The sequence below is a fragment of the Mesorhizobium sp. M7A.F.Ca.CA.002.04.1.1 genome (assembly GCF_004022805.1).
GTDB lineage: Bacteria > Pseudomonadota > Alphaproteobacteria > Rhizobiales > Rhizobiaceae > Mesorhizobium > Mesorhizobium ciceri.
The window spans coordinates 1-18,908 of sequence record NZ_RZPL01000020.1 but is presented as its reverse complement, the minus strand read 5'-3'; the positions used below and the strand labels follow the sequence as shown (position 1 = coordinate 18,908).

The window sequence follows — 18,908 nt, the reverse complement described above, 5'->3', positions numbered from 1 at the left end:
ATGGTGAAGGTGCCGGCCGGATAGGCGGTCGACTGGCCCTTGACCGCCGAGACGTCGTTGACGCCGCAGTCGGCCTGGCCGTTGTTGACGGCGTCGAGCAGCAGCGGACCGCCACCCTTGTAGCTCTTGATGTCGGCATCGGGGAAGGCGTTCTTGGCTTCCTTCTCGCCGGTGGCGCCGAGCAGCACGGCGATCTTGGTGCCCTTGGCCTTGCAGTCCTCGGTGGTCTTGAACTTGCTGTCGGCCTTGGTGAAGACGGTGCTGCCCGTGTACATGTAGGGCGTGGTGAACGCGACCTTCATGCCGCGCGCCAGCGTCGGTGTCATGTCGGCGACCAGCAGGTCGGCCTTGCCCGACAGCAGCGCCGGGATCAAACCATCCCAGTCGAAGTCGAGGAAGGTGATTTTCACACCCATTTCCTTGGCCATCAGTTCGGCCAGTTCGACCGAACTGCCGGTGCGTTCGCCATTGGCGCCGACCAGCGAGAAGGGCGGTCCCTGGGTCTGCACGGCGACGCGCAATTCGCCGCGCTTGGTGATGTCGTCGAGCGTACCCGCACTGGCCGCAGCGGTGAGCCCGGCGAGCGCAAGCCCGGCGATGAAAAGTCTTCCGGCGATGAAAAGTCTGGCAATCTTCATTTCGGTATTCCTCCCTGTTGTCGTTAATGTCTGCCCGCGGTTCTCCTTGGGCTCCTTTTTGAGCGGCAGCGCCGTTGCCGGCGGCAGCCACCGTTCGAAAATCTTTCGCCTCAGTCCCGTGCCACCGTCTCGGAAACCGTGATGCCACGCCTGGCCAATTCATCGAAGAACCTGATGTCGGGCACATCCAGCAGCGGGTTCAAAAAGCCGGGTCTGGTGATCTCGCCCCTCGCCAGCATCTGCGCCACGATGCTGGCGGGATAGCCGACGCCGAGGCTCATGCCGAACAGGCCGGAAACGAGATCGCGTTCGATGATCAGGTCCGACGTCACCGTCTTGGCGCGGCCGCCTTCGAGGCCGGAAAAGACATTGCGCATCACGCAAAGATCCTTTTCGCCGGGGCCGTATTGCAATTGCGGGCCGAGCAGCCGGCCAAGGAATTCGCGCGGGCTGTTGGAGGTGCCGGGCACCTTGTCCTCAGAGAGGAAACCGAGTTCCTTCAACGGCGCCCAGAAGGCCGACCATCCCGGCCAGCGCAGTGTGTAGCGGCCGGAGCGGCGCAGCCCTTTTGCGGCGTCCAGCATCTCGACATAGTGGAGCGCGTCGCCATTGGGGAAGGCTTCGAGCCTGCCGAGACCGGCAACCTCGATTTCATGGATGAACGGATTGTCGTGCTGCTGGCCGGCAGGCACCGCGACACGGTTCCCGTCCTCAATCATCACGCTGTCGCGGTTCTGGCTGACCAGGACCATGTCGAAATTCCAGCTCACCTTGTAGCACAGCGGCTTGGCCATCGCCTGCGGCTCGGGGATGCCGCCGCAATAGGAATCGATCGAAGAAATCGAGTCGAACTGCCTGGCGGCGCGCGCGTAGAGCACGAGGTCGATGCCGGGGTCGAGCCCGCATTCGGTCATGATCGAGACACCGGCCTGTTCGGCGGCCGGCGCCAGGTCGGCGATCGACTTGGCGTAATTGGTGGTGACCAGCGGCGTGCGCGTGGCAATCGCGGCCTTTACCGCCTCGCGCATCAGCGGCTGCGGCAACAGGTCGATGACGGCGTCGACATCATCAAGCACAGTGGCCAGGGCCTGGCCGATCGCGCCCTCAGGCACCACGAAGCGCACGCGGGCAAGATCGGTCAGGCCGGCAAGCCGGGCAGGGCCGTCCGGCGCGGTGTCGACGCAGACAATTTCCTCGACGCCGTCGCTGGCGACGAGGTCGGCGATTGCCGCCCGGCCTTGCAGGCCGAGGCCGCCGAGAACCGCGATCTTCATGCCGGCTCCTTGCGGTCGTCCGACCAGCAGCCTTCCGGCAGGCTGACCCATTTGTTGCAGGACGCCATGACGACGAAGGTCTCGCTGCGCACCACTTCGCCCGGCTCGCCGGCGCCGGGGATCAGTTCGCTGGTGACGCGGTAGAGATCGGCGACGTCACCGGCCACCGTCACGTCGACGATGATGTCGAAGCGTCCGGTGACCACCGAGGCCGAATTGACGAAAGGCAGTTCGGCAATGCGCTGCGCCAGTTCGCGGGCCCGGCCGCGCCCTTGGGCATTGATGCCGACAATGGCGGAGATCAGCTCGGGGCGCTCGGTCAGGTTCAGCAGCCCGACGATCTTGAGTAGGTTGCGGTCGAGCAGGTTGCGCAGCCGCGAGCGCACCGTCGGCACCGAAATCGCCAATATCTCGGCGATCCGGTTGATGCCCGGCTGGGCGTCCTGCGACAGCTGTTTGACCAGCCGCCGATCGGTCAGATCGAGATGTTCCCGCAAAGTCCCCGTCTTTCACAAAAGGAAAAAAGTTTGGCGATTTTTTTGCCAATGTGCAAACAAGCTACGTCACGAACATTTGAAAAGCAAGGCAATGATTCAGCGCTGATGGGGATAGGTGCTCGCTGTCCGGCTCACGCCAGCGCTGTCGCGAGCAATTTTGCCTGCGGTGTCAACTCGTCGAAGCGGCGGGCGCAGAGGTTGAGCTGGCGCGTTGCCCAGTCATCGGTCAGCCGCAGTGTGCGTAGCGTCCGCGCCGAGCGGCGGGCGGCACTTTCCGGCACGATGGCGATGCCGGCACCTTGCGCGACCAGCCGGCAGACATTGTCGAGGCCGGGAACGTGGATGCGGATATGCAGATGGCCGCCAAGGCGGGCCGCCTGGCGGGCGATGTGCTCCTGCAGCGCATGGCCGGTGCTGAGGCCGACGAAAGATTCGCCGAGAAGCTCAGTGAGGTTGACGGTGCGGCCTTCAAGGCCGGGCCGGTTTCGCGCGGCGATCACCACCAGCCGGTCGATGAAGAACGGTTTCTGCTCGAGGTGCGCAAGGCCGGCCCAGGTGGCGGCGATGCCGAGATCGGCCGCACCACTGGCCACGGCTTGCGCGATCTCATGGCTGGGGCGCTCGTCGAGCTCGATGTCGATGCCGGGATGCGCGACAAGGAAGGCGGGCAGGATCTCGCGCAGCAACTCGGCTGTGGCGGCGGTGTTGGCCATCAGCCGGACGCGGGCGCGCAGGCCGGTGGCATAGGCGGCGAGGTCGCCGGTCATCGCTTCGATCTGGTTCTGCACCGCGCGCGCATGATGCAGCAGCGCCTGTCCGGCCGCCGTCGGCACCACCCCACGGCGCCGGCGCTCCAGCAGCGGCGCGCCGAGCCGCTCCTCCATGCCCTTGATGCGGGCGCTGGCCGACGCCAGGGCCAGTCCGGCAAGCTCGGCGCCATGGGTGATGCTGCCGCGTTCGGCCACCAGCAGGAACAGGCGGAGATCGACCAGATCGAAGCGCATTCTCTTGCTCCTGCGAATATTCAGCGCCGGGAAGGCGGTCGGCCAACCAGCCTTCGTCGTGGCCGAAGGCTGGCAGCGCAACTTCCACATTGTGATCGGCCAGGATTTTCGTCAAACAGTTTCGAAGGAGAATTGCGATGAACGAACGAACATCAGGCCGGCTCGGCATTCTTGAAAGCACGGCGATCGTGCTGGCCATTGCGGTGGCCGGCCTTGCCATGGCGCGAGCGGGATCAGGCCTGCGGGGATGCGCGGCGACGGTCGTATCCACCAGCCGCGATGCGGCGCCGGCAAAGGCCGCCAGCCCGGATGCCGACGCAACCGATATGCTGCTGCATGACTGATCCGGCCCTGAAGATACGATCATGCTGAGCGCCGGCATCCTCGCCTGGATCGGCGCCGTGTTCCTCGCCGCCGGCTTCGTCAAGGGCGTCGTCGGCATGGGCCTGCCGACCGTTGCGATGGGCCTGCTGGCGGTGACGATGCCGCCGGCGCAGGCGGCTGCCCTGCTCTTGATCCCGTCGCTGGTTACCAACCTCTGGCAATTGCTGACCGGCCCGTCCTTCGCCCGGCTGTGCAAGCGGCTGTGGACGATGATGGCCGGCGTGATGCTCGGCACCGTTGCCGGCGCCGGCCTGCTGACCGGCACGCATACGGGCGCGGCCTCAGTGGGGCTGGGCGCCGCACTGGTGCTTTATGCGATCCTCGGCCTCGCCAAAGCCGGCTTCACCACGCCGGCGCGCCGCGAAGCCTTGATGTCACCGCTGGTCGGGGTGGCGACCGGGCTGGTCACCGGCGCCACCGGCGTCTTCGTCATCCCGGCGGTGCCCTATCTGCAGTCGCTGCGGCTGGAGAAAGAAGACCTGATCCAGGCGCTCGGCCTGTCCTTCACCGTGTCGACGGCGGCGCTCGCCATCGGGTTGTTCAAGGCAGGCGCCCTGGCGTCGCCGAGTGCGCAACTGGTGGGGTCGGTCGCAGCCCTTGTGCCGGCGCTGGCCGGCATGTTCGCCGGCCAGGCGCTGCGCCAGAAGATGAGCGTCGAGACCTTCCGCAAAGTGTTCTTCGCGGGGTTGCTGGCGCTTGGGGTCTATCTCGTGGGGGAGTTGGTGTTCTAGGCGCCGGACTTCCCCAGAGCACTGGCAGGAAGTCGTCAGCCAATGCTTTCGCTGAGATCAGCGAGCGTGACCATGAGTGTCAACGGCTCGACCGGCGAGGGCTCGAACCCGATGGTGATGTAGAAAGCTCGGGCATCGTCGGAAATCGCATGCACCACTATGCCTTTGATGCCCAGTATTTCAGCAGCCTGGAGAATTCGTAGACCGGCATCCCTTACCAGCGCCCGACCGATGCCCCGACCGTGATAGGCTTGGTCTACGGCCAACCTGCCTAGCACTGCGACGGGGATCGGATCGGGCATGTTGCGCCGGAAACGGCTGGAAGCTTCGACCATTTTCACGGCGCCGCTGGCAACGGCATAGTAGCCAATCACACGGTTGCCTTTGCAAGTCACATAGGTCCGGGATGCACCGCCCGCTTGATTGGTGCGAGCACGTTTTTTCAACCAATCGTCGAGCGCTGTAATGCCCGACGAAAATTCCCCGAGTTCGTGATGATCCGCGAGTGGAACCGGGACCGACAGCGTCACGCAGCTTCCCACGGAGCCTTTGTCGTCATCGTGCGGCGCAATCGGTCGTTGGGCTGCGGCGGCGCGTCGAGGCGTGCCAGAAACGCAGCGTAGACATCCGGTTCGACGGTAAACACGAGACGGTTGAGCAACGCTTCCTCAGCGGCGCGTTGCGAGGCTTCAAGCATGAAGTCGGTGCGATTCTTACCGAGCAATTCGGCTGCGCGGTCGATCAGATTGCGAACTTCCGGCTTGACGCGGATGTTGAGCGGAACGCTCTTCGGCACCGGATGATGTGACGTTGGCATGGACGGCTCCTTCGTTGCGCATATCTAGCACAGCGTAACGACATTGTCATTACCCGCTTCGATGGAGCATGCGATCCGTAGTAGCCCTACCGCACGACCAGCACCGGGATCTCCGTGTAGGACAGCACTTCCGCCGTCTGGCTGCCGAGGAGCAGCTTGCCTAGTCCGCGGCGGCCGTGCGAAGCCATGACGATCAGGTCGCAGCCCAGGGCCTGCGACAGTTCCAGAATGGCTTCGGCGGGCCTTTTGTCCTCGACATGCACGACCTCCGCCGAGACGCCGGCGGCGTCGGCCGATGCCTTGCACTTGTCGAGAACTTCCTTGGCGTATTTGCGCGCTTCTTCCTGATAGGCGGCCAGTTCATCGCCGGCGGCGTAGCCGGCCATGGCGCCGCCCCAGGCGAAGATCGGGAATTGTTCGGAGACGGTGATGAAAGTAACAGAGGCGCCGAGGCCCTTGGCCAATGTCAGGCCGTGGGTAACGCCCTTGTCGGCCAGTTCCGATCCGTCCGTGGCGATGAGCAAATGTTTGTACATGATGACATGACCTGTTGCGCAAGGGCCGATGCCCTTGAGGTGGCGGGAGCCTTGTGGAGGGCTGGCCTTGATATAGTTGCGGCCTCGGGCCGATCACAGGGCCGGCCCCGCCGCGGATCAAGGCCAGGCGACCACGCAGTCTTGTACCAAGCGGATTCCCCTTTGCCGCATCGTCGCCTAAGGTGCCGGTGACATTGAAAGGCAGTCCATGAGCAACCCGTATCCGCAAATCCATCTGGTCCGGCATGGTGAAACGGCATGGAGCCTTTCGGGGCAGCATACCGGCCGCACCGACATGCCGTTGACCCCGGTTGGCGAGGCCGCCGCGCGGGGTCTCGCGGACAGGCTCGAGGGCCTGTCTTTTTCGGCCGTATGGTCGAGCCCGTCGCAGCGCGCCTACAACACCAGCGTACTGGCCGGCTTCGGCGCGCAGAGCGTCAAGAAGGACGATCTGCAGGAGTGGGACTATGGCGCCTATGAGGGGCTGACGACAAAACAGATCCTGGCCGAGCGCCGCGGCTGGAATGTGTTTCGCGATGGGTGTCCAAAGGGCGAGATGGCGGCCGATGTCGGCGCGCGGGCCGACAGGATTATCGCTGGGCTGCGCGAGGCCAATGCCAGCATATTGGTGTTTTCCAGCGCGCATTTTCTGCGCGTGCTGGCGGCGCGCTGGATCGGGCTGCCGCCGGAGGGCGGCGCGCTGCTCGTGCTCGATACGGCCAGCATCAGCGTGCTCGGCTACGAGCATGATTTGAGCGAGCCGGTCATCCGGAAATGGAACCAGAAATAGAGCAGCTTCGGCCAGCGGCGCCGCTTACGCCTATCTGTCGAATTTCCTGATCGCCTCAGCGGTTACCGGCGTGAAGAAATTCACCAGATTGCCGTCAGGGTCGCGAAACAGCAGCGAGCGGTTGCCCCAGGGCATGGTGGTCGGCTTCTGCACAGTGATATTCCTGAGGAGGTCCGAGAGCCTGGCGAATTCAGCATCGACGTCGCCGACGCGGAACTCGATGATGGCGGTGTGGTTGTCGGCGGGGCGGGCGATGTCGCCGCCGAACAGCATCAAGGTGCGCGTGCTGCCGATCGCCAGCGTGCAGGTCGGCGTCGCCAGTTCGGCGAAGTCTTCCGTGTACACCGTCACGGGCATGCCGGTGATCTCACCGTAGAAGTGAACGAGACGCTGGACGTCCGACGTGATGATGCGGACGGAGACGAAATTCATTGCATTGGCTCCCTGATCGTTGAAGCCGTGGCCGGCTCCCATCCGACCTATAGGCCAGGCCTGCTGACAGCTTTCCGTCAGGAAGGATCGCCGTGCGCCTGCACCAGCGGCACGCCCTGCTTACCCCCTCAGCAGCGCCAACTCTTCTGCTGTCAAATGCCGTGCCGTACCCTTGGCGAGGTCGCCGAGCGGCAGGCGGCCGATAGCGATGCGGATGAGGCGCAGGACCTCGACGCCATGCGCGGCGAGCAGGCGACGGATGTGGCGGTTACGGCCTTCGTCGAGCACGATCTCCAGCCAGGCGGTGCGGCCGCCGCTGCGCAAGAGTTCGATCGAGCTGGCGGTCAGGGTCTCGCCGTCGACGGTCACGCCCGCGCGTAACGTCTCCAGCATCGCCTCGTCCGGCACCGTGCCGATCTGCACGTGATAGGTCTTGGGCAGATGCGAGGCCGGGTCCATCAGCCGGTTGGCAAACCGGGTGTCGTTGGTCATCAGCAGCATGCCTTCGCTGGCTTTGTCGAGCCGGCCTACCGGCGAGACGAAGGGCAGATCGAGCCCTTCCAGGCAGGCATAGACGGTGTCGCGCTGCTGCGGGTCGTCGCGGGTGGTGACCAGCCCGCGCGGCTTGTTGAGCATGAGGTAGACCTTGCGCTCGGCAACCACCGGCCTGTCGTCGACGACGATGCGGTCGCGGTCGAGGTCGACGCGCAGCGCCGCATCGCGCACCACCTTGCCGCCGACGCGCACGCGGCCTTCGGCGATCAGCACCTCGGCCTGTGTGCGCGAGCACAGGCCGAGCTTCGACAGCGCCCGGTTGAGACTGACGCCGGGCGCCCCCTGCCTGCCGCTCTGCCGTGTCTGCCGTGGTGTCATGGTGCCGTCTGCGCTGGTGGAGCCGACAGATGCCACGGGCTGCAATGGCTTCGCAAGCGTGGTGCTGTCTTCCTATACAGGGCAAGGGGCAATGGCGGCATCCGTACCGCCTGGAACAGCGATATTGTCGCCGCCGCATCCGCTATAATCTGCACCCCATGAGTGAGTCCGCTGCGCCGATAACCAAGACCGTCGTCATCGGTGCCGTGCCGGCCAAGGTCTGGCGGATACTAACGACGCCAGAAATGATCCCGCAATGGATGTCCGACGAGGAGTTGACCGTCAGCCTGCAAGGGCAGGCCGGCGGCGCGATCGTCATGCGCGGACTGCTGCACGGAATACCGTTCGAAAACCACGGCACCATCCGCACTTTTGAGCCGGGAATGAGCTTCGCCTACAGCTATTGGAGCACGCTGTCGGCCTCGCGTCTGGCGGACGTGCCCGAAAATCACACCGTGGTCAGCTTCGACCTGGCGCCGGCGGATGGGGGAACACTGTTGACACTGACGCTCAGCGACTTCGCCGAACCGGCGATCCGTCCGCACGCCAATCTCTACTGGGGACCGACCTTGCAGATCCTGAAGGCGGTCTGCGAGCGCGCTTGAGAGCGGGCGGGAGTCATCGCAGCGGATAGGTCGTCCCGCCCTTACTCTTTGGGGTGTCGGGTGAGGGCCAGCGTGCGAATACGGTCGGCGACGGCGCTGTCGACCGGGTTGTAGACGGTCAGGCTCAAATCCGGCCGGCCGTCGACCGCGAAGCCCGAATATTCCAGTTCGATATCGCCAAGTTCCGGGTGCTTCAGGCGCTTTGTCCCGTCGCCATGGCTGAGCACGCCGTTTTCCCGCCACAGGGCGGCAAACTCGGGGCTGGCGCTGCAGAGTTCGTCGACGAGTTCACGCACCTCGGAGACAGCACCGGCGCGTGCCGCATCGGCCCGGAACGCGCCCACCACGAAACGGGCGAGGTTTTGCCAGTCGTGCTGCCTGGCGCGGATATGGGGACTGAGGAACATGAAGCGCAGAATGTTGCGCTCGCCCTCGGGCAGGGTGCTGTAGTCGGTCAGCACGACCCTCGCGGCACGGTTCCAGGCAACGACGTCCCAGGTGGCGGTCCTGACTATGGCGGGGCTGGCATCGAGCGTGTCGATGAGGCGCTGCAGCCGGGGGCTGACGCCTTCGACGCCCCTGTAGCGGACCTCGGGCGGGCGCCCCAGCCCGAGCATGAAAAGATGTTCGCGCTCCGCCTCGGTCAGCAGCAGCCCCTTGGCGATGCGGTTGAGGACATCGGCCGAGGGTGCGCCGCCGCGGCCCTGTTCCAGCCATGTGTACCAGGTCGGGCTGATGTTGGCGCGCTGTGCGACCTCTTCGCGGCGCAGCCCCGGCGTGCGTCTGCGTCCGGAAAACCCGAATGATGCGGGATCAAGCCGGGTGCGCCGGTCTTTGAGGAACGCTGCTAGTGAGCCGGAATTGGAAGGCATCCTGTTAGCCATTATACCACGATAAGATCACTACTTTAATAGAATAATAGACCGGCAATATTACGCAGGCAACTGTACAGGAGATTTTGCATGCGTATCTTTCTCACCGGCGCGACCGGTTTCATCGGTTCCGCGATCGTTCCCGAACTCATCAAGGCAGGCCATCAGGTGGTCGGCGTGACCCGCTCCGACGCCGGCGCCGAGGCGCTGGCCGCCGCCGGTGCTGAAGTGCATCGCGGAACGCTCGAGGAGCCCGAAGGGCTGTGCGATGGCGCGGCCAAGGCGGACGGCGTGATCCACACGGCATTCGACCACGATTTTTCGCGGTTTGCCGAGAATTGCGAAAAGGACAAACGCGTCATCGCCGCACTGGGCGCCGCGCTCGCCGGCTCCGACCGGCCGCTGGTGATCACCTCTGGCGTCGGCATGGGCAGCCCCGGGCATGGCCAGTTGGCGATCGAGGACGTCTTCAACGCCAGCCATCCCAATCCGCGCATCGCCTCGGAGCTGGCCGGCAATGCCTTGCTGGACGCCGGCATCAATGTGTCGGTGGTGCGGCTGCCGCAGGTCCACAATCCGGTCAAGCAAGGCCTTATCACGCCGCTCATCGAGATCGCGCGTGAAAGGGGCGTCTCGGCCTATGTCGGCGACGGCCGCAATCGCTACTCCGCGGGCCACCTCCTCGATGCGGCGCGGCTTTACCGGCTCGCCGTGGAAAAGCGGCAGCCGGGCGCGCGCTATCACGCGGTCGGCGAGGAAGGTGTCGAAGTGCGCGCTATCGCCGAGGCGCTCGGCCGGGGTTTGAAATTGCCGGTGGTTTCCATTGCGCCGGAAAAGGCGGCGGAGCATTTCGGCTGGATGGCGATGTTCGCGCCGATGGATCTGCCGGCCTCCAGCGCTCTGACCCAGGCACGGCTCGGCTGGCACCCCACCGGCCCGACGCTGATCGCCGATCTCGACGCCATGCGGTATTGATGCGCTTAGCAACGCTCGAGGTGAGCCGAAGTCTCTGACTTCGTCAGCCCCGTCGCGGAGACCCTGGGCCACGCCGCGACCTTTCGGGATTATGCTCCAGGGCTGACCGCGTAGCGCAGATGGACGAGCCCATGCGCCAGCGCCTCGCAGCTCTTCAGGGACAGCTGCGTCTTGCCCGCCAGGCCGCTCTCGCCGAACTCGACGAAACCCTGATTGGCGGCCCGTCCGTCGATCGCGGGTGCAACGAGAAGGCTCAATTCATCGACGAGCCCGGCGGCGAGGAAGGAACCGTTGATGCTGGCGCCGCCCTCGAGCAGCAGCCGGCTTATGCCGAGTTCGCGTCCGAGGACCTCAAGCATCGCGGCGAGATCGATATCGCCGGTTTCCGCGACGATATAGGACACGCCGTCGGCGGCAAGCTCTGCCAAATGGCTGTCGGCAACGTCGCGCCCAAGCAGCACCACGACATGGTCGCCACCGATGTCGGGTTTGGAAAAATGAAGCTTGCCCGAGGCATCGAGCGCCACGGCATAACCCGCACCTATTTGCGCGAAATGATAGGGCCGGTCGACCTTGCCGGCATTGGCCGGCGGATGCGCGCCGGCCTTGCTCATCTCGGCCATGGTGACGCGCCCGACGATCCAGGCATCAGCCGCGAGATCATTATGGATATGCTCGTAGAGGCTCGACCACTCGGCCCGGGTGCCATCGGGGCTCGAGGTATAGCGGCTGGGGTGGAGGCTGCCGTCAAGGGATGCCAGCATATGGCAGATGATTTGCGGCTTCATGTTGTTCTCCAGTCGAGTGCTTTGGGTTCAGTCCAAAGTAGTGCCACGCCGGGAGAATGGAAGCCGCACGCCTCATGACGTACCCAGCCGTTGAGACGGCATGTGCCGGCAGGTATCATGACCGGATGTCCGCGAACATAATCCTGTTTCATTCGGTTCTGGGGCTGCGCGAGCACGAGCGGCATCTCGCTGGAAAGCTGGGCGCCGCCGGTCACGCCGTTTCGCTGCCGGACCTCTATGCGGGCGTGGCGACGGACGATCTCGAGCAAGGCTTCGCGATCAAGGCGCGGATCGGCTGGGAGGTCATTTGCCAAAGGGCGCGCGATGCCCTGGCCTCGACGCCCGGCGATACGGTGCTGGCGGGGATTTCGATGGGTGCAGGCGTGGTCGCGTCAGTCTGGGCCTTGCGGCCGCTGACGGCCAAGGTGCTGCTGTTGCATGGGCTGGCAACCGTGCCTGCGAACATCCGGCCCGGCCTGCCGGTTCAATTGCATGTCGCCGACACCGATCCGTTCTTCCCCGAGCCGGATGTCCGCGCCTGGCAGCACGCCGCCGAGGCCGCGCAAACCGATGTGCGGATCTTCCGCTATCCAAACTCGGGACATTATTTCTCGGATCCAGCTCTGCCCGACTACAACGACACAGCCGCGGCGCTGCTTTGGCAGCGTGTTCTGGCGTTCCTGGATTGAGAAGCAGAGGGGCGGCCTTGCATTGGAGGTCTTCCGACAAAGCGGCCCCCACGCCGGAAATCCAAAATCCGACAATTCCGATAATTTGCCTGGCACCGCTGTTATATCGATGTTGCACAAATGGTTGGCCCTGGGTTAGCATCCCTGCGCAGGCGTCGGTGGGAGGCTCTTTTTACAGCGGCGGCCAGCTGGAGCGGCATGCGTTTTCGGGCGCAGGGAGGATGCTCCACACTTTGAACCGACGCATGATCCTTCCTGAAACCGATCCCGGTTTTCGGGTCGTGCGTTCTTGTGGAGGAGGATCCCATGAACAGACGTGAATTCCTGCTGTCGTCCGCGGCTTTCGGCGCCATGATGGTTGCCGCGCCTTCTGTGTTTGCGCAGGACAAGCTCACTATCCTTGGCTCGGTGCCCAGTCTCGGCTTTCCGTTCTTCGTGCACATGCTGAACGAGATCAAGGCGGAAGCCGCCACGCAAGGCGTCAATCTGACCGAAAGCGACGGCCAGAACTCGGCCACCAAGCAGACCGCCGACATCGAGGCCGCCCTGGTGCAGAAGGTCAACGCCATCGTCATCTCGCCGCTCGACGTCAACGCCCTGGCGCCGGCCATCGAGGAAGCGGTCAAGGCCGGCGTTCCCGTGGTGACGATCGACCGCCGCGTAGACGGCGTCGAGGGCATCCTCGCCCATGTCGGCGCCGACAATGTGAAGGGCGGCGAGGCGGAAGCCAACGCCGTGGTGGCGGCGTTTCCCAACGGTGCCAAGCTGTTCCATCTGCAGGGCCAGCCCGGCGCCGGCCCGGCGATCGACCGCAACAAGGGCGTGCACAATGTGCTCGATCCTCTGAAGGACAAGTATCAGATCGTCTTCGAGCAGACCGCCAACTTCGCCCGCGCCGAGGCGCTGTCGGTGACCGAGGCTGGCCTTGCCGCCAACGGCAAACCCGACGCCATCGTCTGCGCCAATGACGACATGGCGCTGGGCGCCATGGAGGCTTGTGCCGCGCGCAACTTCACCGACGTCAAGATCTACGGCTTCGATGCACTGCCCGAAGCGCTGGTCGCCGTGCGCGACGGCAAGCTTGCGGGCACCGTCGAGCAATTCCCCGGCGAGCAGTCGCGCACTGCGGTGCGCATCGCGGTGGCCTTTGCCAAGGACAAGACCGAGCCGAAGGAGAAGCTGGTGCTGCTGACGCCAATCGTCATCGGCAAGGACAATCTCGACAAGGCAGAGCGGATTGGCGAGACGAAGTAGGGGTTTGGCGGGGATCGGCCGATTGGCAAAGCCGGCAGGACAGAGGGGGGCGTTCAAGCGCTGACAGGCGACATCAACTGCATGGAAGGAGCCACCCTTGCCGCCAGCCGCTGAAGCCGCCTCGCCCGAACCCATCCTGCTTGCCGTCGAAGGCATCACCAAGCATTTCGCCGGCGTGACGGCGCTCAGCGATGTCTCGCTCGATATCCGCCCCGGCGAGATCCTCGGCCTGCTGGGCGAAAACGGCGCCGGCAAATCGACGCTCTTGAAAATCCTGTCGGGTGTGATGCCGCCATCGGGCGGCCGCATCACTTTCGACGGTGCCGATTATCATCCCTCCAGCCCGCAGGATGCCAAGCGGCTTGGCATCGTCACCATCTATCAGGAACTGAGCCTGATCCCGACGCTGACCGTGGCGGAGAACATTTTCATCGGCCGCGCGCCGATCGGCCCGCTCGGGCTGGTGAGTTGGCGCAAGATGGAGGAAGATTCCCGCACGATCATCGCCCGCGTCGGTCTCTCCATAGACCCGATGACGCCGGTCTCGGCATTGTCCGTGGCCGAGCAGCAACTGGTCGAGATTGCTCGGGCGCTGTCGCTGGAAAGCCGGCTGATCATCATGGATGAGCCGACCTCGGCGCTGACCGAGACCGAGGTGCAGCGGCTGCTGTCGATCATGGACCGGCTGCGCAAGGACAGGGTCGCCATTATGTTCGTCACCCACCGGCTGGAGGAAGCGTCCGCCATATGCGATCGCATGACGGTGCTGCGCGACGGCAGGCTTGCCGGCCACCTTAACCGTGAAGGCGGGCCGATCGCGCTGCCCAAAATCATCGAGAAGATGGTCGGCCGCGCGGCGTCCGAGCTCTACGCCCGGCCGGCGCAACGCGCGGTGGCCGGCGATGTCGTGCTGTCGGTGCGCGGCCTGCGCACTGTGCGCGACCCCGAGGCGCCGCACGCCATCGTGCTCGACGGCGTCGACATAGACCTCAAGGCCGGTGAAATCCTCGGCGTTGCCGGGCTTGTCGGCTCAGGCCGCACCGAACTGGCGCGCGCTATCTTCGGCGCCGACCGCATCGCGGCCGGCACCATCACGCTCGACGGCAAGCCGATCGCCCCGTCATCACCCGCGGACGCCATTGCCCTCGGCATCGGCCTGGTGCCGGAGGACCGCAAGCACCAGGCGATCTTTGCCGCGCTGGGCATCCTGCCGAATTTCTCCATCGCTTCGCTGGGCAGCTTCAGCAACGGTTTCGGCTTCATGGCCGAGCGGCGCGAGCGCGATGCGCTGTCCGGGTTTCGAAAGATGCTGTCGATCCGCATGGCTTCGGCCGAGCAGGCGATCGAGGGCCTGTCGGGCGGCAACCAGCAAAAGGTGATCCTGGCGCGCTGGCTCGCGCGCGATCCGAAAGTGCTGATCGTCGACGAGCCGACGCGCGGCGTCGATGTCGGCGCCAAGACCGAGGTGCACCAGATCCTGGTGCAGCTTGCGGCGCGCGGCATTGCGGTGATGATGATCTCGTCCGAACTGCCCGAGGTGCTGGCGGTTTCGGACCGCATCGTCACCATGCGCCGCGGACGCATCACCGGCCAGATGCCGGGCGTCGAAGCAAACGAGGAAAGACTGATGGAACTGATGGCACTCGACCGCAAGGAGACACTATGAGCGTGGCGGGGGAGCAGGATCAGCGCGGCGGCATCAACTTCGCGCGGCTTTTGATGAGCTTCGGGCCGCTGCTGTTCCTGGTGGCGCTGATCATCGTCTTCACGGTGCTGAAGCCGAGCTTCATGGACCCGATCAACCTGTTCAACATCACAAGGCAGATCTCGATCACCGGGCTGATCGCGCTCGGCATGACCTTCGTCATCCTTACCGCCGGCATCGACCTGTCGGTCGGCTCGCTGCTCGCCTTCTGCGGCATGGTCGCCGCCGTGGTCGCCAAGGGCGGCACGGCCAACACGCTGTCGCTGTCGACGAGCGGCACGCAAGGGTTCGGCTGGTTCGCCGCGCTGCTGGCCGCCATCATCGTCGGAGCCGCTGCCGGCGGCGTGCAGGGGCTTGTCATCACCCGGCTGAAAGTGCCGCCCTTCGTCGTCACGCTGGGCGGGCTGACGGTGTTTCGCGGGCTGACACTGACCATCTCCAATGGCGGCCCGATCTCGGGCTTCGACGCCTCGATGCGCTGGTTCGGTACCGGGCTGATCGGCCCGGTGCCGGTGCCGGCGCTGATCTTCGCGGCGGCCGCCATCCTGTGCCACATCGTGCTGCGCTACACGCGCTATGGCCGCGCCGTCTATGCCGTCGGCGGTAATGCGGAAGCAGCGCGGCTGTCGGGCCTGCGCGTCGACCGCATCCTGGTCTCGGTCTACGTCATTGTCGGCTTCTTCGCCGGGCTCGCGGCCTTCGTGCTGTCGGCCAGGCTGAACTCCTCGGAAGCGGTGGCGGGCATCGGCTACGAACTGACCGTCATTTCGGCCGTCGTCATCGGCGGCACCTCGCTGTTCGGCGGCATCGGCTCGGTCGGCGGCACGGTGGTGGGCGCGGCGCTGATCGGCGTGCTGCAGAACGGGCTGCAGTTCAACAACGTCTCGTCCTACACGCAAAGCATCGTCATCGGGCTCATCCTGATCCTGGCGGTGGCGTTTGATCGGTGGCTGAAGTCGAGGGTAAGAAGGTGAGGGGGACGGTTCTCCCTTCTCCCTCTGTTGGAGAAGGGGAGCCCCATTCCTTGCAAAACAATCATGCTTTGCTAGAAAGGTTTTGGCGGGTGGCATCGTGAGAGAACCTCATGTTTGCCGATATCATCAGACCGATCACCCTAGGTTTTTCGCTGCTGCGGCGGTTCTGGCCGCAGCTCATGGCACTCGTGCTGGCCGGCGTGATGGTCGGCGATCTCCTCATGCTGCTGGCGGCGAAGGTGGCGCTGGCCAATCACTTCGCCGGGTTGGCGATGCTGACGCTGGTGGCGCTGGCGCAGCTGGTGGTGACGGTGGCAATGTTCCACGTGCTGCGCCCCGGCCTGCCGCATGTGGTGGCCGCGCAGCGCGGCGCCGACAAGGCCGCAACCACCGAGACGCAAACGAAGCCGGGTGCCGAGGCTGACCGGCGCGGCTCGCGGCTGGTGCGGATGATCACCATCGCGCTTCTGCCGTTCTTCGCCTATTATGCCGCCTGGGGATTTCTGGGCGACGTCGTGCGGCAGTATTCGCGCGAAACACTCGACCAGGCCGATTTCGGCCAGAGCGCTGATGTGCTCGACGTGCTCGACTCGCGCTGGCTGCTGGTCTCCGTGGCGGTGTCCTGGCTGATCCGCCGGCTGGCCAAATTCATGCAGGCTAAGACAGGTGCGGAGTCGTTCTGGCAGATCGTGGTGGTGATCTGCGAGACCAACTGGATCTTCGTCGGTCTCTACGTGATCAGCCGATGGAAGGATTCGGCCCTGCAATGGCTGATGAGCCGCAATTTCTGGTCGGCCCTGCAGGCATCGGTGGACGGGCTGGCAAACCCGGTGCCGATGGCCTCGGCCGCACCCATGGTGCCGGTCGAGATCTCCTCGATCGCGCCGTCGACGGCTGCGATCAACCTGTTCTTCTTCATGCTCCTGCCGCTGATCTGGCTGGTGATGGCGGCGCTGATCTACGGCTATGATGTGCGCGACGATGCTGCCCTGATGCGCGTGCATGGCCGGCTGGAGCGTGCCGGCCGGCGCTATGCCGGCCTGCCGAAATTCCTGCGCGATTTCGTCGAGCATTTCATCGCCGGCTACCGCTCGCGCTATCTGCCGATCGCCAACGGCGTGCGGCTGACGGTCAGCGCCAGCCTGGTGCTGTTGTGCACGCTGGTGGTCGGCTACCGGTTGCTCGACTGGGGCGCGGCCTGGCTGTGGCTCGGCGCGACGCGGCTGATCGGTCCACACGAGCTCGATATCTGGCAGATTTTTTCGCATGCCGTGACGCTGCTCTTCGGCAGCCCGTTCCAGGATTCCTCCACCGGCATCCTGATCGAGCCGCTGCGCATATGCTTTCTCGCCGCCGTGCTGGAGACGGCGTTTTCGATGGCGAAGCGGGCGGGGAAATGAGCTTTCTTTACGGGGAGAAGGATGCTGTCACTTCGGCGGCCGCTGAAAACGCAGGAACCAGGGGCGCTCGCTGCCCAGGCCAATGGCTGGGCGGATGGTCTCGATGGCATCCTCGGGCACGATGAAGGTCTCGCCGACGCTGATGATTTCGCCCTTTTTGGCGCCGGAGAAGATCGCCGAGGTGCAGTTCATCACGCCGTCCGGCAGGCTGACGCCGGAGATGAAGTCGGGCAGCCAGCGGCGGCCGGCGGCGTCGGTCAGCATCACCTTGCAGCCCAGCCACTGCTTTTGCAGATCGGGATCGCCGACCGTGACGGCGAAGGTGGCGATGACGGCCAAGGCATGCTCGGGCAAGCGGCCGGCCTTGCCGCCGCGCAAATCGGCCAGCCGCCATTCGCTGCCGCCGAACGGCGCGCCTTGGCCAAACTCGACATCCCTGGCGATGAGGTCCTCGCCATGCAGCCATTCACGGATGCTCTCATAGCTGGTTTCGGCCAGCGTCAGCGGCAGCAGGATAGCGAGCGCGGCAAGACCGCGCCGTCGCCATTTTTTCTCGCCACCGCCGGCTGGGTCGATGTCGGTTGAAACCGCGCTCATGTCTTGCCCTGCCGTGTCTGGCCCTGCCGTGTCTGGCCCTGCGGCGGTGCAGGAGCGTCGAGATCGTATAGCGGCAAGACATCCGCCGGTTGACCATCGGCACCGGTCGGAACGGCATCGAGGCTGATGCGAGCCTGGGCGTCGAGCGGGCCGAACTGACGTGCGGCGATAAGCAGGCTGGCGCCTCGGATCTGGTCGGCCGGCAACTCGAAGACGAACAGGCCGCTTCTCTCCAGCCCTGGATCGACGGCATGTGGCGGCATATCCTGGCGATAGCTGAGCCGCTCCGTCTGGCGGTAGCGCAGGCCGGTCGGGCCTTGCCAGGTGCCGTCGGCGACCGTGGTGGAGGTGCTGGTGGCGGTGAGATTGGTCGCTGCCACCGCCCACAGTCCGCTGGTGGTCAGCAGCCTTTCCTGGCCGAACTGGTTGGTCTTCAGCGTGCGCGCAAAGACCATTCTGTCGAGGCGGACATCGAAGCTGCGCGCCCGCACCGTGTCGTGCATGGCGCCATCAATGGGGATCGGCGCGGTGAGTTCGGCATAATGCGGCTTCGACACCTGCATGCCGTAGCTGAGCACCACGGTGGCGGCGACGATCAGGAGATTGCCGATGGCGCGGATCCTCATGAGCCGCTCTCGGGCAGGTCGGCGACCGGCATGGTGACGGTGCCGAGCCGATAGGAATTGAACCAGCCCGGCGTGCCGTAAAGATTGTCGCGCGGCTTGAAGATCTCGGCGGTGACGCCGAAGCTGAGATTTGCCGGCACGGCGGCGTTACCGGCAAGCGGCCAGACATAGGCCATGCGTTCGGTCATGCCGGGATGCAGTTCCGGCGTCAGCGTCGAATCGCGGGCCAGCGCGATCATCGGCGTGGAATCGGGCAGGTCGATCCCGTCCGGCTTGAAGACGTTGAAATAAGCCTTGTCGGATTGCGCCGTGCGATTGGTCAGATCGGCCTCCAACACCAGCGCCTTCTGGCCTGGTTTCAGCGCCACGCCATAGAGTTTGGCGCGGCTGCCATAGGCGCGCGCGGGCTGGCCCCGCCAGCGCCCGGCATCGATGGCGGCATCGGGC

Annotated in this window: 24 protein-coding genes; 10 read left to right on the top strand and 14 right to left on the bottom strand. The window is 65.0% G+C overall.

The genetic code is table 11. The annotated features are described in order from the left end of the window. The 4 genes from ENZ75_RS02325 to ENZ75_RS02310 form a co-directional block, all read right to left on the bottom strand. On the bottom strand, window positions 1-638 hold a 638-nt coding region (locus tag ENZ75_RS02325), incomplete at its 3' end, for an ABC transporter substrate-binding protein (protein ID WP_164887712.1). Between the two features lie 110 nt (window positions 639-748). Then, complete coding sequence (locus ENZ75_RS02320) at window positions 749-1,912, bottom strand: saccharopine dehydrogenase family protein (RefSeq protein ID WP_063168654.1); 1,164 nt, start codon at window positions 1,910-1,912, stop codon at window positions 749-751. Further along, window positions 1,909-2,409, bottom strand: a complete 501-nt coding sequence (locus ENZ75_RS02315) for an Lrp/AsnC family transcriptional regulator (protein WP_024501775.1) — start codon at window positions 2,407-2,409, stop codon at window positions 1,909-1,911. Before ENZ75_RS02315 ends, ENZ75_RS02320 begins: the two co-directional genes overlap by 4 nt. 131 nt (window positions 2,410-2,540) lie before the next feature. Then, on the bottom strand, window positions 2,541-3,413 hold the full coding sequence (locus ENZ75_RS02310; RefSeq protein ID WP_063170296.1) for a LysR substrate-binding domain-containing protein: 873 nt from the start codon (window positions 3,411-3,413) through the stop codon (window positions 2,541-2,543). A gap of 137 nt (window positions 3,414-3,550) precedes the next feature. Here ENZ75_RS02310 and ENZ75_RS02305 point away from each other — a divergent pair, with 137 nt between their 5' ends. Together ENZ75_RS02305 and ENZ75_RS02300 are read left to right on the top strand one after the other, a co-directional pair. Next, entirely contained in the window at window positions 3,551-3,757 is a 207-nt protein-coding gene (locus ENZ75_RS02305) for a hypothetical protein (protein WP_063168653.1), read from the top strand. A 21-nt stretch (window positions 3,758-3,778) separates the two neighbouring features. Further along, window positions 3,779-4,528 (top strand): sulfite exporter TauE/SafE family protein, encoded by a 750-nt coding sequence (locus tag ENZ75_RS02300; protein WP_063168652.1) that lies wholly within the window; start codon window positions 3,779-3,781, stop codon window positions 4,526-4,528. A gap of 35 nt (window positions 4,529-4,563) precedes the next feature. Here the strand turns inward: ENZ75_RS02300 and ENZ75_RS02295 are convergent, their stop codons facing one another. The 3 genes from ENZ75_RS02295 to ENZ75_RS02285 all read right to left on the bottom strand — a co-directional run bounded on the left by ENZ75_RS02295 (window position 4,564) and on the right by ENZ75_RS02285 (window position 5,881). Continuing rightward, window positions 4,564-5,058 carry a GNAT family N-acetyltransferase gene (locus tag ENZ75_RS02295; protein ID WP_063168651.1) on the bottom strand — a complete coding sequence of 165 codons (495 nt, stop codon included), beginning with the start codon at window positions 5,056-5,058 and terminating at the stop codon, window positions 4,564-4,566. Then, window positions 5,055-5,345, bottom strand: a complete 291-nt coding sequence (locus ENZ75_RS02290; protein WP_013530564.1) for a DUF1778 domain-containing protein — start codon at window positions 5,343-5,345, stop codon at window positions 5,055-5,057. The genes ENZ75_RS02295 and ENZ75_RS02290 overlap by 4 nt, the downstream gene beginning before the upstream one ends. An 86-nt stretch (window positions 5,346-5,431) precedes the next feature. Beyond that, on the bottom strand, window positions 5,432-5,881 hold the full coding sequence (locus ENZ75_RS02285) for a universal stress protein (RefSeq protein WP_027160859.1): 450 nt from the start codon (window positions 5,879-5,881) through the stop codon (window positions 5,432-5,434). Window positions 5,882-6,089: 208 nt separating this feature from the next. Here ENZ75_RS02285 and ENZ75_RS02280 point away from each other — a divergent pair, with 208 nt between their 5' ends. Continuing rightward, a complete protein-coding gene (locus ENZ75_RS02280; protein WP_063168650.1) occupies window positions 6,090-6,671 on the top strand; it encodes a histidine phosphatase family protein in 582 nt (193 codons plus the stop codon). A 30-nt stretch (window positions 6,672-6,701) separates the two neighbouring features. Here ENZ75_RS02280 and ENZ75_RS02275 read toward each other — a convergent pair whose 3' ends face one another. Together ENZ75_RS02275 and ENZ75_RS02270 are read right to left on the bottom strand one after the other, a co-directional pair. Then, window positions 6,702-7,103 (bottom strand): VOC family protein, encoded by a 402-nt coding sequence (locus ENZ75_RS02275; RefSeq protein WP_013530567.1) that lies wholly within the window; start codon window positions 7,101-7,103, stop codon window positions 6,702-6,704. Between the two features lie 120 nt (window positions 7,104-7,223). Then, window positions 7,224-7,976 carry a pseudouridine synthase gene (locus ENZ75_RS02270; RefSeq protein ID WP_063170295.1) on the bottom strand — a complete coding sequence of 251 codons (753 nt, stop codon included), beginning with the start codon at window positions 7,974-7,976 and terminating at the stop codon, window positions 7,224-7,226. Window positions 7,977-8,134: 158 nt separating this feature from the next. Between ENZ75_RS02270 and ENZ75_RS02265 the strand changes: the two genes are divergently transcribed. Next, entirely contained in the window at window positions 8,135-8,581 is a 447-nt protein-coding gene (locus tag ENZ75_RS02265; protein ID WP_063168649.1) for an SRPBCC domain-containing protein, read from the top strand. A 41-nt stretch (window positions 8,582-8,622) separates the two neighbouring features. On the opposite strand, the gene ENZ75_RS02260 is transcribed toward ENZ75_RS02265, so the two are convergent. After that, window positions 8,623-9,465, bottom strand: a complete 843-nt coding sequence (locus ENZ75_RS02260; RefSeq protein WP_063168648.1) for a helix-turn-helix transcriptional regulator — start codon at window positions 9,463-9,465, stop codon at window positions 8,623-8,625. Window positions 9,466-9,543: 78 nt separating this feature from the next. On the opposite strand from ENZ75_RS02260, the gene ENZ75_RS02255 reads away from it, so the two are divergent. Then, window positions 9,544-10,428, top strand: coding sequence for an SDR family oxidoreductase (locus ENZ75_RS02255; RefSeq protein WP_063168647.1), 885 nt, complete (start codon window positions 9,544-9,546; stop codon window positions 10,426-10,428). Window positions 10,429-10,517: 89 nt separating this feature from the next. On the opposite strand, the gene ENZ75_RS02250 is transcribed toward ENZ75_RS02255, so the two are convergent. Beyond that, window positions 10,518-11,216: a RibD family protein gene (locus tag ENZ75_RS02250; protein WP_063168646.1), complete on the bottom strand. Its 699-nt coding sequence runs from the start codon at window positions 11,214-11,216 to the stop codon at window positions 10,518-10,520. A 125-nt stretch (window positions 11,217-11,341) separates the two neighbouring features. Here ENZ75_RS02250 and ENZ75_RS02245 point away from each other — a divergent pair, with 125 nt between their 5' ends. The 5 genes from ENZ75_RS02245 (at window position 11,342) to ENZ75_RS02225 (ending at window position 17,238) form a co-directional block, all read left to right on the top strand. Beyond that, entirely contained in the window at window positions 11,342-11,905 is a 564-nt protein-coding gene (locus ENZ75_RS02245) for a dienelactone hydrolase family protein (protein WP_024501764.1), read from the top strand. A 306-nt stretch (window positions 11,906-12,211) separates the two neighbouring features. Beyond that, entirely contained in the window at window positions 12,212-13,159 is a 948-nt protein-coding gene (locus ENZ75_RS02240; protein ID WP_013530574.1) for a substrate-binding domain-containing protein, read from the top strand. A 97-nt stretch (window positions 13,160-13,256) separates the two neighbouring features. After that, entirely contained in the window at window positions 13,257-14,825 is a 1,569-nt protein-coding gene (locus ENZ75_RS02235) for a sugar ABC transporter ATP-binding protein (RefSeq protein ID WP_063168645.1), read from the top strand. Further along, window positions 14,822-15,838, top strand: a complete 1,017-nt coding sequence (locus ENZ75_RS02230; protein ID WP_013530576.1) for an ABC transporter permease — start codon at window positions 14,822-14,824, stop codon at window positions 15,836-15,838. Before ENZ75_RS02235 ends, ENZ75_RS02230 begins: the two co-directional genes overlap by 4 nt. Window positions 15,839-15,948: 110 nt before the next feature. Next, window positions 15,949-17,238, top strand: a complete 1,290-nt coding sequence (locus tag ENZ75_RS02225) for a hypothetical protein (protein ID WP_063168644.1) — start codon at window positions 15,949-15,951, stop codon at window positions 17,236-17,238. 27 nt (window positions 17,239-17,265) lie between these two features. Here the strand turns inward: ENZ75_RS02225 and ENZ75_RS02220 are convergent, their stop codons facing one another. From ENZ75_RS02220 to ENZ75_RS02210, 3 genes are all read right to left on the bottom strand, one after another. After that, entirely contained in the window at window positions 17,266-17,835 is a 570-nt protein-coding gene (locus tag ENZ75_RS02220) for a hypothetical protein (RefSeq protein ID WP_013530578.1), read from the bottom strand. After that, window positions 17,832-18,461, bottom strand: coding sequence for a hypothetical protein (locus ENZ75_RS02215; protein WP_063168643.1), 630 nt, complete (start codon window positions 18,459-18,461; stop codon window positions 17,832-17,834). Before ENZ75_RS02215 ends, ENZ75_RS02220 begins: the two co-directional genes overlap by 4 nt. Next, on the bottom strand, window positions 18,458-18,908 hold a 451-nt coding region (locus ENZ75_RS02210; protein ID WP_128277876.1), incomplete at its 5' end, for a hypothetical protein. The genes ENZ75_RS02215 and ENZ75_RS02210, both read right to left, overlap by 4 nt.

Coding starts and splice junctions, on each gene's coding strand:
- ENZ75_RS02225 (WP_063168644.1), top strand. CDS start 15,949: ATGTTTGCCGATATCATCAGACCGATCACCCTAGGTTTTTCGCTGCTG.
- ENZ75_RS02240 (WP_013530574.1), top strand. CDS start 12,212: ATGAACAGACGTGAATTCCTGCTGTCGTCCGCGGCTTTCGGCGCCATG.
- ENZ75_RS02265 (WP_063168649.1), top strand. CDS start 8,135: ATGAGTGAGTCCGCTGCGCCGATAACCAAGACCGTCGTCATCGGTGCC.
- ENZ75_RS02275 (WP_013530567.1), bottom strand. CDS start 7,103: ATGAATTTCGTCTCCGTCCGCATCATCACGTCGGACGTCCAGCGTCTC.
- ENZ75_RS02250 (WP_063168646.1), bottom strand. CDS start 11,216: ATGAAGCCGCAAATCATCTGCCATATGCTGGCATCCCTTGACGGCAGC.
- ENZ75_RS02270 (WP_063170295.1), bottom strand. CDS start 7,976: ATGACACCACGGCAGACACGGCAGAGCGGCAGGCAGGGGGCGCCCGGC.
- ENZ75_RS02320 (WP_063168654.1), bottom strand. CDS start 1,912: ATGAAGATCGCGGTTCTCGGCGGCCTCGGCCTGCAAGGCCGGGCGGCA.
- ENZ75_RS02215 (WP_063168643.1), bottom strand. CDS start 18,461: ATGAGGATCCGCGCCATCGGCAATCTCCTGATCGTCGCCGCCACCGTG.
- ENZ75_RS02300 (WP_063168652.1), top strand. CDS start 3,779: ATGCTGAGCGCCGGCATCCTCGCCTGGATCGGCGCCGTGTTCCTCGCC.
- ENZ75_RS02310 (WP_063170296.1), bottom strand. CDS start 3,413: ATGCGCTTCGATCTGGTCGATCTCCGCCTGTTCCTGCTGGTGGCCGAA.
- ENZ75_RS02245 (WP_024501764.1), top strand. CDS start 11,342: ATGTCCGCGAACATAATCCTGTTTCATTCGGTTCTGGGGCTGCGCGAG.
- ENZ75_RS02285 (WP_027160859.1), bottom strand. CDS start 5,881: ATGTACAAACATTTGCTCATCGCCACGGACGGATCGGAACTGGCCGAC.
- ENZ75_RS02220 (WP_013530578.1), bottom strand. CDS start 17,835: ATGAGCGCGGTTTCAACCGACATCGACCCAGCCGGCGGTGGCGAGAAA.
- ENZ75_RS02260 (WP_063168648.1), bottom strand. CDS start 9,465: ATGGCTAACAGGATGCCTTCCAATTCCGGCTCACTAGCAGCGTTCCTC.
- ENZ75_RS02290 (WP_013530564.1), bottom strand. CDS start 5,345: ATGCCAACGTCACATCATCCGGTGCCGAAGAGCGTTCCGCTCAACATC.
- ENZ75_RS02255 (WP_063168647.1), top strand. CDS start 9,544: ATGCGTATCTTTCTCACCGGCGCGACCGGTTTCATCGGTTCCGCGATC.
- ENZ75_RS02305 (WP_063168653.1), top strand. CDS start 3,551: ATGAACGAACGAACATCAGGCCGGCTCGGCATTCTTGAAAGCACGGCG.
- ENZ75_RS02280 (WP_063168650.1), top strand. CDS start 6,090: ATGAGCAACCCGTATCCGCAAATCCATCTGGTCCGGCATGGTGAAACG.
- ENZ75_RS02230 (WP_013530576.1), top strand. CDS start 14,822: ATGAGCGTGGCGGGGGAGCAGGATCAGCGCGGCGGCATCAACTTCGCG.